The organism is Spiroplasma sp. ChiS (assembly GCF_002968355.1).
In the GTDB taxonomy this organism is placed as follows: Bacteria; Bacillota_I; Bacilli_A; order Mycoplasmatales; family Mycoplasmataceae; genus Spiroplasma; species Spiroplasma citri.
The window spans coordinates 1-13,665 of the sequence record NZ_PUUH01000149.1 but is presented as its reverse complement, the minus strand read 5'-3'; the positions used below and the strand labels follow the sequence as shown (position 1 = coordinate 13,665).

Annotated in this window: 18 protein-coding genes; 2 read left to right on the top strand and 16 right to left on the bottom strand. The window is 21.7% G+C overall.

The genetic code is table 4. The features are described from left to right. Positions 1-238: 238 nt before the first annotated feature. Entirely contained in the window at positions 239-361 is a 123-nt protein-coding gene (locus C6B38_RS11900; RefSeq protein WP_255401071.1) for a hypothetical protein, read from the bottom strand. A 475-nt stretch (positions 362-836) separates the two neighbouring features. Between C6B38_RS11900 and C6B38_RS04590 the strand changes: the two genes are divergently transcribed. After that, positions 837-1,814, top strand: coding sequence for an IS30 family transposase (locus tag C6B38_RS04590; protein ID WP_105298830.1), 978 nt, complete (start codon positions 837-839; stop codon positions 1,812-1,814). Between the two features lie 247 nt (positions 1,815-2,061). On the opposite strand, the gene C6B38_RS11895 is transcribed toward C6B38_RS04590, so the two are convergent. From C6B38_RS11895 to C6B38_RS11890, 4 genes are read right to left on the bottom strand one after another with little or no spacing between them, the layout of a single operon-like run. After that, a complete protein-coding gene (locus tag C6B38_RS11895; RefSeq protein ID WP_255401070.1) occupies positions 2,062-2,187 on the bottom strand; it encodes a hypothetical protein in 126 nt (41 codons plus the stop codon). A gap of 5 nt (positions 2,188-2,192) precedes the next feature. Then, positions 2,193-2,351, bottom strand: a complete 159-nt coding sequence (locus C6B38_RS09970; RefSeq protein ID WP_155522088.1) for a hypothetical protein — start codon at positions 2,349-2,351, stop codon at positions 2,193-2,195. Next, a complete protein-coding gene (locus tag C6B38_RS04585; RefSeq protein WP_105298829.1) occupies positions 2,344-2,544 on the bottom strand; it encodes a hypothetical protein in 201 nt (66 codons plus the stop codon). Before C6B38_RS04585 ends, C6B38_RS09970 begins: the two co-directional genes overlap by 8 nt. 13 nt (positions 2,545-2,557) lie before the next feature. Next, positions 2,558-2,689: a hypothetical protein gene (locus C6B38_RS11890; protein WP_255401069.1), complete on the bottom strand. Its 132-nt coding sequence runs from the start codon at positions 2,687-2,689 to the stop codon at positions 2,558-2,560. A gap of 174 nt (positions 2,690-2,863) precedes the next feature. Between C6B38_RS11890 and C6B38_RS09395 the strand changes: the two genes are divergently transcribed. Beyond that, the gene (locus C6B38_RS09395) at positions 2,864-3,172 is read left to right on the top strand and encodes a hypothetical protein (RefSeq protein ID WP_146693306.1); all 309 of its coding nucleotides are present in this window, start codon (positions 2,864-2,866) and stop codon (positions 3,170-3,172) included. A gap of 27 nt (positions 3,173-3,199) precedes the next feature. Here C6B38_RS09395 and C6B38_RS04575 read toward each other — a convergent pair whose 3' ends face one another. The 11 genes from C6B38_RS04575 to C6B38_RS04520 form a co-directional block, all read right to left on the bottom strand. Next, positions 3,200-4,189, bottom strand: coding sequence for a DNA-methyltransferase (locus C6B38_RS04575; RefSeq protein WP_105298827.1), 990 nt, complete (start codon positions 4,187-4,189; stop codon positions 3,200-3,202). 109 nt (positions 4,190-4,298) lie between these two features. Then, the gene (locus C6B38_RS04570; protein WP_105298826.1) at positions 4,299-5,837 is read right to left on the bottom strand and encodes an Mbov_0397 family ICE element conjugal transfer ATPase; all 1,539 of its coding nucleotides are present in this window, start codon (positions 5,835-5,837) and stop codon (positions 4,299-4,301) included. A gap of 114 nt (positions 5,838-5,951) precedes the next feature. Continuing rightward, complete coding sequence (locus C6B38_RS04565; protein ID WP_105298825.1) at positions 5,952-6,962, bottom strand: hypothetical protein; 1,011 nt, start codon at positions 6,960-6,962, stop codon at positions 5,952-5,954. 277 nt (positions 6,963-7,239) lie between these two features. Next, on the bottom strand, positions 7,240-8,313 hold the full coding sequence (locus C6B38_RS04560; protein WP_105298824.1) for a hypothetical protein: 1,074 nt from the start codon (positions 8,311-8,313) through the stop codon (positions 7,240-7,242). Between the two features lie 21 nt (positions 8,314-8,334). After that, the gene (locus C6B38_RS04555; RefSeq protein WP_146693305.1) at positions 8,335-9,381 is read right to left on the bottom strand and encodes a hypothetical protein; all 1,047 of its coding nucleotides are present in this window, start codon (positions 9,379-9,381) and stop codon (positions 8,335-8,337) included. Then, positions 9,360-9,896 (bottom strand): hypothetical protein, encoded by a 537-nt coding sequence (locus tag C6B38_RS04550; RefSeq protein WP_105298822.1) that lies wholly within the window; start codon positions 9,894-9,896, stop codon positions 9,360-9,362. Before C6B38_RS04550 ends, C6B38_RS04555 begins: the two co-directional genes overlap by 22 nt. Positions 9,897-10,407: 511 nt before the next feature. Beyond that, positions 10,408-10,587, bottom strand: a complete 180-nt coding sequence (locus tag C6B38_RS04545) for a hypothetical protein (protein ID WP_105298821.1) — start codon at positions 10,585-10,587, stop codon at positions 10,408-10,410. A gap of 772 nt (positions 10,588-11,359) precedes the next feature. Next, positions 11,360-11,725, bottom strand: a complete 366-nt coding sequence (locus C6B38_RS04535; RefSeq protein WP_105298819.1) for a hypothetical protein — start codon at positions 11,723-11,725, stop codon at positions 11,360-11,362. Continuing rightward, entirely contained in the window at positions 11,707-12,249 is a 543-nt protein-coding gene (locus C6B38_RS04530; RefSeq protein WP_105298818.1) for a hypothetical protein, read from the bottom strand. The genes C6B38_RS04535 and C6B38_RS04530 overlap by 19 nt, the downstream gene beginning before the upstream one ends. A 141-nt stretch (positions 12,250-12,390) precedes the next feature. Further along, the gene (locus C6B38_RS04525; protein ID WP_105298817.1) at positions 12,391-12,921 is read right to left on the bottom strand and encodes a nuclease-related domain-containing protein; all 531 of its coding nucleotides are present in this window, start codon (positions 12,919-12,921) and stop codon (positions 12,391-12,393) included. 236 nt (positions 12,922-13,157) lie between these two features. Further along, positions 13,158-13,445 (bottom strand): hypothetical protein, encoded by a 288-nt coding sequence (locus tag C6B38_RS04520; protein ID WP_105298816.1) that lies wholly within the window; start codon positions 13,443-13,445, stop codon positions 13,158-13,160. Positions 13,446-13,665 lie beyond the last annotated feature (220 nt).

Genomic DNA, 13,665 nt, shown 5'->3' with positions numbered 1-13,665 from the left:
GCACAGCATTTGCCAACTACATTATCTTTTATCATAAAAGTTTTAGCACGATATAGCACAGCATTTGCCAACTACATTATCTTTTATCATAAAAGTTTTAGCACTAGTGCATTAGGAATATTTTGTTGATAAAATCATCTTGGTATTTCATCTAAATGTAAAAAATGTTTAAGCATCTTTAATCACCTCATTTATTTTATGTAAATCAACATTATCAAAATTAATAACAATATTAGCATTATTTATATTTGTAATGTAAATCAACATTATCAAAATTAATAACAATATTAGCATTATTTATATTTGTATCTTTAACATATTTCTCAACATATATTTTCTTCCCCCCCGCCATATTTGTCATTTAATAAAGCCAATTCCAATTCTATTTCTAATTGATTTATTGTATTTTTAATAAAATAAGCGGATTTTGTATCAACTTCATCTTGTCAATTATCAAATGGTAGTTTTAAGTAGTATAAATATGCTCTTTTATTGCTTAATTTGGTGCTTTTTACTTTTTTTGCATATTAAAATTGCTATTATTTAAACAATATGGTTAAATAAAAGAGTAGAAAAAAACTTATCAAGAACTAAAAACGTATCAAAATGTATTAAAGAACTTAATATTATTTTTATTATGTTTATTTTACAATTAAAAAAAGACTTTTTCAAGTCTTAATTTTGTAATTTATAAACAAGTTTTTAGAGCTTTGGAAAATCTATTAAACTTTTATAAATATACTTTAAATATAACACTTTATATAAAAATGTCAATAAATTTCTAAAATTTTTTATTTTTTATGCTAAAACTATTTTCGGAAAGAGAGCTTTTGGATATGAGAAAATTTAAACATTTAAGTATTAATGAAAAAATTATATTAAAGGAATTATCTAGATCAGAATTATATAAAAAGAAAAATGGTAAAATTAATTACTCAAAGATAGCACGGTTTATGGGAAGAGATAAGAAAACAATTCGGCGTGAACTTAAAAAATTTAAAGAATATGATCCTTTAAAATCACAAAAACAGTATCTTAAAAATAGAAAAAATTCTAAAAAACATATTACTTTAACAGTTAAACAGATTAAGTGATTAAACAAAAATTTTAATATTTTACATAATACACCTGAAACAATTTGTAAAATTTATGAAATTGAATTTGGCGAAAAATTTCCAATGTGTTTTAAAACACTTTATAAATATATTTATTTAGGATTATTTAATATGGATAAAAAATATCTTTATTTTAAGGGAAAGAAGCGAAAAACAAAAAATAGTACTGATAATCGAGGTAAATTATCAAATTACAAAACTATTGAAGAAGCAAAGCATGATAGATATGAATTTGGTTGATTTCAAATGGATTGTATTGTTGGATCTGACCATAAATCTGCTGTTCTTACTTTTACAGAAGAATTAACTAAATTTACTATTGCTAAAAAATTAAGAGAACAAACAGCCGAAGAAGTTGTTAAAACGATTAAAAATATTTTTGAGAATAGATTATTTAAAAATTGTATTAAAGGCATTATTACAGATCAGGGTAAAGAATTTAGTAATTGAAAAGAAATTGAAAAAATTACTGGTTCTAATGTTTATTTTTGTGACCATGGTGCACCAAAACAAAAACATCATGTTGAAAGAATAAATAGAGATATTAGGCATTGATTACCTCAAGGAACAGATTTTAATAAAGTTGATAATAAACAATTAAATTGAATAATAAAAACTGTTAATAACAAATTACGACCGTGTCTTAATTGAATATCCTCTAAAAAAGCATTTGAATTTATGACATTAATTACTAAGTAAATTTATTGAAAAACTTAATAAATTATTTTTCGTTGTGCTAAAATAAAAACAAATTAAAAAAATAACACAAAAATAGTTGCAATTATTTTTATATGATGCTATTATCTAATTAATAAGAGTTTTGGAAAAGCGAATTTCATTTTACAATATACAAATTCATATTATTTATCTTCTTTAATCATTTTTTGATAAATTCTTAAATAGTTTATTTCACAATGGATTATTTACAACTTCATCTATTGCTTTTTTAATTATCTTCGTCACTTTTTTCTCAAATAGTATCAATGTCAGTTTGACTGGTTTTAATTTTTGCTTCTTCTAATTTTTTATCTAAATAATTATCAATATCTTTTTTAGCAACATATTTTTTCATATTATTTACCTTTTTCATTCAATATCTTTTAAATCAATAATTGCCGTTGATAAGCCATAATTATTATTTTCAATTTTTTCTCGTACTTTTGCTTCTTCTAATGTATAAAACGCATGTGTAGTATAATATTCATTTTTAATAATTAATAAGTATTTTTTAGTCATAATTTAATTCCTCATAATTTTTTTTATTTATAATTAAATTTTCTAATTGATAATTTTGTAATCAATGTTCTTCACATAATATAATTTCTTTTTTATAACCTAAATTTCACTCTAATTTATCACCAATTTTTTCAATATAACTATTTCCACAATAAGCATTTTTATTATTACAATTAATTCTTTGACATTTCATATAGTAATCCCTCCTAATTCTTTTTAGTATTTAATGCTCAATGTTCATCAGTAATTTCATTGTGTGTAAGGATATATTTATTTTGTTTATCACATTTAAAGCAATAACCTCAATATCTTTTTTTAAGACAATATTTCTTTTTCATATTTACCACCTTAAATTTCCTTGGTTAATTTTTTTTATTATTTTGATACTTAATAAATAGAAAATTGGTAAACATATTGTGTTCGTAATTAATATTCCGATAATTATTTGTTCTATACTTAAAACTCCAAGATTTAATCAAAAAAGAACAAAATCAATCGGAAGATAAATAATTATGTTTGATAATAAAATAAGAATAATTTTAATACTATGATTTATTTTTATTCAATTAATTAGTTTAATTAAAACTGCTAATAAACCTGTCCCAATATTTCAACATAATGATCCCACAGAAAAACCTCATAATGTTAAATCTGATAGAAAATGCCCCATAATTCCAATTAGCAAACACCAATATCAATTTAAAATAAATCCGCCTATAAAAATGGGGATTAAAAATAATGGAATTGATGTTCTTGGAATAATTTGGATTCGCATAGTTTGCGATAATACAACCATCATCGCAATTAAAACTGCTATATAATTTATGTTTTTAATTAATAAAAAATAATTATTGTTTTTTCATTTTTTTATATTTAGCATAACTAAGCCCTAATTTTTTAGCTTGTTGTTTATCTTTTTGTTTTTGTTTATATTCTTCATCAATTAAATTAATGTTGTTTAATAATTCTGTTTTTTGTAAGTCAGACAAACCACAATTAGATAATGCAATTAAATAAAGTTTTTGTTTTTGTTGTTCTAATTCTATTTTTTCTAACTTAGCCAAAATTGAAGCAATATTCATTTTTTCTTTCCCTTCTCTTAAAAATTCAAATTTAAACTGAATATCTTTTAATCTTTTTTTAATTATTTTGTAATATTCATTATTTATTTCACAACCCAATCACTTTCGTTTTAACTGTTCACAAGCATATGCGGTTGTACCACTTCCCATAAAACAATCTAAAATTAAATCATTTTCTTTACTATTATATTTTTGAATTAAATCGTAAAATATATTTTGTGGTTTTTCTGTTGGGTGTTCTGTTATTTTATAAGCTGAACCTATTGGGTTTTTAAATATTGTTTTTTTATTTTCATAGTTATTTTGATAATTTGGAATTTGGTGTTTTTTAGAGTAAATAATCATACAATATTCTTTATCTTGCAAAATAAAATTATTAGTTGGCATTGGGTTTGTTTTTTCTCAAAAATAAAAATCAAAATTCATATTATTTTTATAAACTCAATCTAAATAATCTTTAATTTGTCATCTATTCATTCAAATTAACATAAATTTAGTTTTTGAAATTCGATAAAAATCATCTAAATAATTATTTATATCAAATGAATTATGCAAATTATTATCATAGATAGCATTAATATATTTATTTATACTTTTTGATATATTATTTTTATTTATTTGCTCGTTTTTTCTTTTTGGTAAATTATATAAATAGGGTGGATCAGTCAATATTAAATCAACGCTATCATTTTCTAAACTTTTAATAAAAGTTAATGCGTCACCATTTATTAATTTTCCTAAATTTGTTTTTAACATTTTTATCCTCCTTTTTTTAATTTTTTTGTTGTTTTTTAATAAAAAAAGTAAAAATTTAACAAAATTCTTCATAAAAATTAAAAAAAACAAGTAAATTGACTTGTTTTTTTTAATTATCTTTTTTTCCAAATCCTGCTTTTTCTTTTTTGTTTGCTTGAATTTCAATCCGGTATCTTTCAAATCCAGAAACAAAAAATAGTCCTTGTCCTTTTACAATGCGAGCAATATAATCTTGTTCTGCTGATGTTAATCCGCCATAACTTTTATATAAATTAATAACTTTTTCTAAGTCGTTAGGTTTTAAGCCCATAATAAATGAATATTGACTATTATTAATAATTGCTGTGTTTTTCTTTAAAACGGTTTCATTTTCTACAAAATCAGCAATGTTTTGTGTTGCCACAACCAAAGCACCATTATATTTCCAAATTCGCTTTGTCATTTGATACATAAAATTTAAGGCAACTGGATTATCTTTATCGATTGCTAAATGAGCCTCATCAACAATTATTACAACTTGATTATTATCTTTAAAACGATTTTCTTTTATTTCTTTTTTAATAATATTTAGCATTAAAATTAATTGTGCTGCGTTTGTTTTTTTGTCATCTAAATCAAACAAATTATAAACATCATAAACAATAAATTTGTTATTAAATTTTATTGTTGTGTGACCATTTCAAAGTGCTTGATATTTTCCATCATTTAAAAAATCAGTTGCTATTAAATCCATAAATTCTTTTAAAAGTTGATTTTTATTGTTTTTATATTCTTTTTCTAATAAATAATAAAAATCATTCATATTTGGAAAATCCTTATTATTAATTTTATTAATGTCAATATTATTTGTAATTTTAAATTGATGATATAATAATTTCAAATATTTTGTTAATAAATTAATTTCTCGCCCGTTAAAATCAGGATAAAGCATTTTGAATCATTGTTCTAAAAATCGTAAATGATTGGATAGGGGCGATGAATTGGTATTTTCTAATTCATCAATAAAGTTATTATCTAAAATTTGCAGGGGATTTATTTTTCCTATCGAAGCATCTCCTGCATCAATTCAATTTCCATCATAATATTTGCATAATTCTTGGTATTCTCTTTCAGGGTCAATAACAATCACTTTCCGCCCCATCTGAATATGATAATTTATTATTTTTTTTAACAAATATGTTTTTCCCATTCCTGATGAACCAAGAATAAACATATTATGGTTTGTTCTTTTACTTGTAATTTTAAATTGATCTCACAATACAACATTTCCCATATTATTTGTTCCTAAGTACATTCCTTGTTTATCATATAAGCCACTATCAATAAATGGAAATGATGCTGCTAAGGTACTTGTTGGCATTTCTCGACCATATTTTTTTATTATGACCTTATTATTATATGGTATAAAACCTTTTAAACCATTAAATTGTTGATATCACAATGGATTAAGTTTAATATCCATTTCTTTTAATGCTTTTGTTAATCGTGTTTGTGCTTGTAGTAATGTTTTTTTATTTGTTCCATAATTTAAAAATAAAATATTAACATTTTTTAATAATTCACCACCACCATTAACCTCATCAATTAAATGGTAGTATGTTTCTAATTCATAGTTATTTTCATTTGTATTAACATATGATTTTGTCATTACTTGTCTTGTTTGGGTTGTTTGAATGGCACTGTTGATTGCTTTTTTTGTTTCATCATAATTTAAAGGATTTATATTTCAAATAATAGTTTGCTCATTTGAAAATAAACATGCCTATCATAAATCATTAATAAATAAAGGGTAGTCCTGAATAGTATTAATTGAATAATATAAATCATTTGCTATAAAATAATTTTTTTTAATATTTAGGTAGTTAAATTGCAATAATTTTGCTAAATTATCTTTATTTTTATTAAAATCTGTTTTATTTAATGGTTTTTCATACGGATTTCACATTAATTTTAAGATTTTTGTTATTTCGTAATTAGATAAAGTATTGCAATTAATTTTTCCTTTATATAATTTATCTTCTAAAAATAATATTTTTTCACTTAAATCTTTTTGACTATTTCCATATACAAAAATAAAAAAACATTTTTCAGTTTTAATTTCATCGTTTATTTTAATTAATTCTTTTTTTAAAAAAGCAATATTATTTTTAATTTGTTTTGTAATTTTTACAAATTGATTAAAACTAATTTCATTGTTTTTATAGCGAATTTGTGTTTTATTAATTTGTTTTTGTAAATATTTAATGTTGTCATCAAAATTTAATGATAATTCTAACTTTAAAAAAGTTATTGGAAAATTAGCAAATTTAAAAACATCTTGCAAGTCTCGTAATCTTAATATTTGCTCTTCGCCACTTAATAAAGTGATATCGAATCCCTTTATTTTAATTGCTCCAATTAAAGTCTTTTTTAAAGTATTCTTTAAAATTCCGTGTGTTGCTATATAATTATCATCAATAACTTTATTATATGGCACCAGTAAACTAGTTTTGTTTTTACTATATTTCTTATAACTAAATAGGAAATTTATTTTATAATATAAGCATTGTCATCCTTTTAAATTAGTCTTTTTATTTATAATAATTAGTGGTAGACTAATTAAAATCATGATTGATGATGATAATAATTTTATTCATATTTTTCATTGAAAACCAAATATAAACATAATTGTTAATCCAACTCAAACAGCAATTATCAAAACATCTGTTATTGTTATATTGCTTCAAAATCGATATTTGGCGTCTTTTAGTTTTTTTGGTATTATATTTTTCATCTTCTACACCTCTTTCTTTAAAATAAAAAACGGCATTTAAAATGCCGTTTTAAAAACTATTTATTTTATTTATTAAATAAATTATATATATAATATTATATAAAATTTCTTAATAAAATAACTTTTCATATCTAATTTAACCCTTAAAACGCGTAATAAGGGTATTTGAATAAAGAAAAAATAAACCAATATTTTATCTGTTTTTTGTCTTCTTTATCGCTTTTATTTTTTTAAACTTTTTACCTATTTTATCTGTTTTTTGTCTTCTTTATCGCTTTTATTTTATTATAAAACCACCAACTATCCCACAACTAATCAAAGTCATAAAAAATAAATTAACTGGTTTTTTAAAAAACTTTTTTCATCCTGTTTCATTATTTCCATTAGGATTATTGGGATCGGGTAGTTTGTTTGGTTTTTCTGGTTTATTTGGATTATTATTCTCTTCATTCCCATTATTTTCGTTATTTCCATTTGGTTTATTAGGAATGTTCGGTATTATTCCCTCTGTTGGTGGAATTTCATTTGGTTTGTTGGGGGAATTTTCTGTTATTGAGTTGTTTATTAATTTATATGAAACATTCCCAACTGCTTTTAAACTATTGTCCAAAGCATAAATAGTAATTTTTAGCTCACTATATTTATTTTCTTGAATTTTTTTCATAAATTCCTGTAATTCATTATCATTAATATTAATCTTTTGCCCATTTAATCCTTGTAATGATATTTGATAATCAATATTTTGTTTCAAGATTTCATCTAATTTATTAATTTTAAAACCTTGCTTAATATATTTCATAATATAATTATTAAAAATATCATCTTTTGTTTTATCTTTAAAATTATATTCTTGATTTTGATATTTAATTTTACTTAAATCAATTACTTTATTTTCATCATAATTTAAGTTATTAATAACTTTAAATTGGTTTGTTTCACCAAATAACAACATTGATGTATTTAGTGCTTTGATTTTTAGGATTATTTCTTTTGTTTGTTCTTGTTGATTAGTTATTAATTGGTTTAAATCATCATCAGTTAATTTTTGTCATTCGCTATTTTTATATATTTGAATAATATAATCTTTGTTTATTATTGCTAATAAACTAAGTTTATTTATTTCTTTTCAAACAAAGTTTTCAATTTTATTTCTAATAGTTTTCATATCTTTGGCATTCATTTTAAAAGCACTAATATTTAAATCATTTAATGACTTAAAATTATTGATGCTTTCATTAACCGCTAAATGATTACGAATATCTGAAACATAATCTCGTCAATATGATAAAACTGCTTCATAAGTTAATTTTGATAAATCATTATCTGAATTTCACTTTTTATAGTTAATCATATAATTTTTTAAATGTTTTCCTTATGTTGTATTTCAAAAATCACTAGCATTTTGGTTATTAACTAAATTTAAAAAATATCCATAATTTGAACTTTTATTTTTATCAACATAAATAAATTTGTGTTGATAAAATGGTGTTTGTGTATTTCCGTTTAAATCATTAAAGCGTTTTTGTTGAATAATAAAATGAAATCACCCAGCACTAGTATTAACATCTCCCGTTTTATTTTTTTCTAATTCATAGCCATTTTCAAATTTAGTCTCTAAATTTTCATTTGATAAATAACGAATAACTTTTTCAATGTTGTCATTATTGTAAAAGTTTTCAAATCCTGCTCCAACTGCACTGGCTTCTGCTAAATAACCAATATCATAATCATTAATACTACTACTTTTTATTAAATTTCCATCTCTATCAAGTGGATCTAACGGAAATGGGGTGTTAGATTGATGGCGAACCCATATTAATTGTTTTTTTGTTCCTGTTTCTTTATTTATTTCTTGATCATAATTGGGGTTTTTAATTGTTTTATTTTCATTACTTGGGTCTTTAATAAATTCACTTGTTAATTTTTCATAATCAATATTTTTTGGCCCTCACCCCATTAATTTTAATTGTAATGATGGAGTAATTGTTTCAATTAAAATTGTTAACTTAAAATTACCACCAACATCTCCCTCAATTTTAGGGTTTGGTCGGTGGATAATTTCAATTTCATATTTATTAACTTTTTCTTTATCATCAAAAGTATATGTGTATAAACCATTAACAGCGTTTAAATTAACCCCATTTATTTTAACAATATCATAATCAGGATCATTGTTATTTTCCTTTGGTTCGATGTATTGAAAAAATGTTGTTGTATGATATTTTATTATTCCTTTATTGTATTTATTTTCTTTTCCTTCACCGTTATTAATAACTTCTTCAATATCATTAATCATTGCAACACCATTTTCATCACTAATTTTTCCTAGTGTTATTAAAATTCGTTCTTGTAATTTACTTTTTCAATATTTTGCACTTAATGAAAAATTGAGTTTTTTTAAAAAACTCAATTTTCTCATTGTTCTGTTAAATAATTAAAAATATTAAAACTTGTTTTAAGATAATAATTATTATTTTCTGTTATTAAGGCATAATTAGGATTGATAAGTTTTTTTCATTCCATTATGTTTCCTTTTTTTCCTAAAACACTAAATATTTTATTATCTAAGATAGTTTTAATTGCATTTCAATTACTTTCATCTAAAATATTGGTTGATGTATCACTTTGATAAATAATTGTTTGTTTTAATTCATTTTCTATTCTATTTTTAGTATTAACAATATTATAATCACTATCAAAATTTAGTGGTGTTTTAAATTCTCACATTTCATAATTACTACTTTGATTATTGTGAATGTTAATTAATGTTTTTATAAAATAACCATTAATTCTTTTTTCTAACTGATAATTTGGGTTTAAAAATTCAATTCATCCTTGAATATCATTAATATCATTTAGTGTTTTTTTTGATTTTATTATCCATTTGTGTCTTAATTTGGTTTCAATTATAAGAACTTTGTGGACTATTATCAATATTAGAATAATAATTAATTTCTTTATTTAATTCCCTTGTTAAATTACTTTTCATGTCATTAAAACTAAAACTTGTATTAAAAATTAGTTTATTAACTTTTAATCATCTTTTAGCTCATGTATTACTTGAATTTCATCCGTTTTTCGCTCGTGAATAAACCAAAAAATCAATTTTAATGCAATCATTATTTTCTAATTGATATCTTACATTTGCTCATCCTCATTCTTCATTTTGGGTATAACCTTGATAGTGATTAAAAATTTCTTTTGTTTTTGCTATGCCACTTATTTCATTTAGATTGATATAGTGATAAGCATTATAATTTGCCGTAGCCGCCTGATTGTGAGCAACATAACCCTCAAAATCAATTTTAATCTGTTTGTATTTATTTTTAAAATCATTTCAACTACTAGCATAATCTAGTATATTAACATAATAATATGATGATTCTACTTTTTCTGTATAATCACCACCCCAAGTTCCGCCAGTTTCAGCATAAATATCATCATTTTAATTAATATTTTTTGTAAAACTTGGTGCTGTTGGGTTAAAACTTTTCTTTGCATTTTTACTAATAACTTGTTCTTGTTTTGTGATTGAAAAACTATTATTGATGGATGATTTGACAATAAGTGGTTGACTTACAGCAATCAACGATGTTAATAAACATGACAATATAATATTTTTCACAGGATATAACCTCCTTTCTGTAATTACAATTATTATTTTTGGTCTAAATAATTGATTAAGAAATAAAACATAAAATAATTTTTATAACATTCATAATTAAAATATCAAAAATAAAAAATAGTAGGGTCAAGATCAATAAAATCAATAATTTTTTACCCTCAATTTCTTTTTTAACAACAATAAATCCAGTTATTATTTGTCATACAATAGCGCTCATAAATAATATAAATATTGTTATAAGTTCAATTTTTCAGTTTATTAAATCATTCCTTTCTTTTTTAAATAATAATTATATATAGCATTTGATTTTATATAGTATTCAATCTATAAAATAAAAAAATATAAAATGAATTGGCATAATAACAAATCAAATTAATCATTTCCTCGTATTGTAATTTAAAATGAATTGGCATAATAACAAATCAAATTAATCATTTCCTCGTATTGTAATTTTTAAATTGCCAATTCGAAAAACAAATATTAAAAACTTGAATATTATTTTCATTTTATTTCAAAGTTGGATATATTAATCCAAACCACAATCCAATTACCAACAAAAATAACGCAAAACAACTTATACTAACATATAATATTATTTGACAAGTTTTTTTATATTTTGTTAATTCAATTTGTTTTTTCATTTTTTGTAATTTAATACCAAGAAACTTCCATAAACAACCAAACAAGCCGATTATGGCAATTGTTCCCATCATACCAATTCATACCAATTATTGTATTTAACATCATTTACACTTCCTTTCTTTTTTATTTCTTATTTGTGGTAAATAACTTGTAAAGTATTTGTTTCAAAATCCTCATATTTTTTTTGCATACTTTGTTTTGTTAATAACCAATATGCAAATCCCTCTGCCAATAACTCGTCATCATCACTCAATCCATAATTACTGTTAGCAAATATCCTTAACACTTTTTCTTTGTCTAGTTCTGCAAACTTATTTAAGTTATTAATTTTCTGTCCTAAAAATTGTTTTAAATAAAAAATATGATTAATTTTAAATGTTTCTCAATCATAAAAATAAAAGATATGTCCTAATTCATGGATTAAAATATGTAGAAAGTTATTGGTTGTAAATTGTCCTTTGTGTCATTCACTATTTATTATTTTTCAAAAGCACAAGATAAAACCTTTTTGTTTAGCAAAATAGTTTGGTGATTATTTGTTTGTCCTATGACATTATTATCACCATCAATGATATTTTTAATTTCTGTTTTCTTTAAAATTTCATTAATATTTGTTTTTTTTCAAATATTAGCAACAAAATTATAAAATAATAAAATAAGTTGTTTTAAATTATCTTGGTATTTTTGACAAATATTATCAAGTAAATTTTGTCAGTAATTTTGTTGTTCTATTTTTAAATAATTTTGTAATTGTTGATAAGTACTAAATTCTGTTTTAAATTTAATTGCTAAATTATTATCTGCTTTGCCTAAAAAAGCATTTGTTAAATTTTTAATAGTATCTGTCTTATATCGGTTAAATAAAGTTCCTTTATATACTCGCTGTTGGATTAAAACAGGGTGGGGTAAGTATCTTTTTTCTAAATCAATATTTGTTTTTGAATCAATTTTTAACTTATTATCGGAATTAGGTGGTTGTAAATGTTCTTTATTATTTGCAATATTACCACAATTAATCAAATTCCCCATGTTTGTACATAAAAACGAAAATATGGCAAAAAAAACTAAGTAATTTTTTCATACATTTTTATTTTTCCTTTCTATTTTAACAAAATAAAAAACAGCAAATAAATTTGCTGTTTTTTAATATATTTCTAATTTTTATTTATAATTTAATTGTTTTTTGTGTTTTTCAATGTTTTCTATTTTATTTTTATTTAAAATAGACATAACAATAATATTTATATTTTTGTTATCTTCAAAAAAAGAAGATTTTTTACTGTACTTAAAAATTTCATTTTCTAATTCTGTTAAATTTATTACCACATTATTATCACTTAATTTATTATTTTCATTTTTTAATATTGTTAAATTATTTTGTACAATTACAATTATATTAATAATAAAAATATTATCTAAATTAATTTTATCTTTTTCAAGCATTTTTTTTAAATTATAAATATGACTTTTATTTTGTTCTATTGGTGATTGTAATTTTATTTTTTTATCACCATGATATTGATATCATATATTTTTATTAATATCAAAATATGATGGTATATTTCAATTTTTAGTTTCAATAACAAAAATAAAATTATTTTTTACTAATAAGTGATCAATTTTAAATATTTTTCATTTTGTTTCTTCATTAAAATAAGAATAAGATAGATGAACATTATCAAAATGAACCATATTATATTTTATAGCAATTTTTTTAAAATACTAATTACTTAATTTTATTAAAAACCTAAGAATAATGAATACTACCATATTGGTAGTAAGTATACGTTATTATTTGCAATATTACCACAACTAATTAATGTTATTGTGTTTGTACACGATAACAAAAATATTGCTAATAAACTAAGCCATTTTTTCATTCATCTTTACTATTTCCTTTCTATTTTGTTTTTAATTTTTTAAATAAATTATAGTGATAAACTTTTTTTAATAAAAATTCAATTTCCTAAACTAAATAAACCACTTGATAAAACAAACATAGTTGGTAATTGTCAACAAAAATCTAAACTTTTAGGTTGTAATGGTTCAGCAATAATAATATTTAAACTACTATTTGGTAAATCAGCAAAATTTAATGCTGAATTAAAAAATGAAATAATTGTTAAAAATTTAAAATATTTTAGTTTTTCTAAATTTGGGTTTGAAGTGCCTAAAATTTTCCCAATAAAAGATAAAATACCAAATAATAAAAACAATATTGAAATAAGTGATAATATTGAAATAGATAGTCGAGACTTATCAAAATAACAAGAATGAAATAAGTGATAATATTGAAATAGATAGTCGAGACTTATCAAAATAACAAGAAATAACTCAAACAATAAAAGATCATAATATCCATAAAAATAAAAATGAAAAACTTGTAAGAACTAAATTTATTTGATTTTGTTGATTAAAATCTTTGTAAACCAGAGA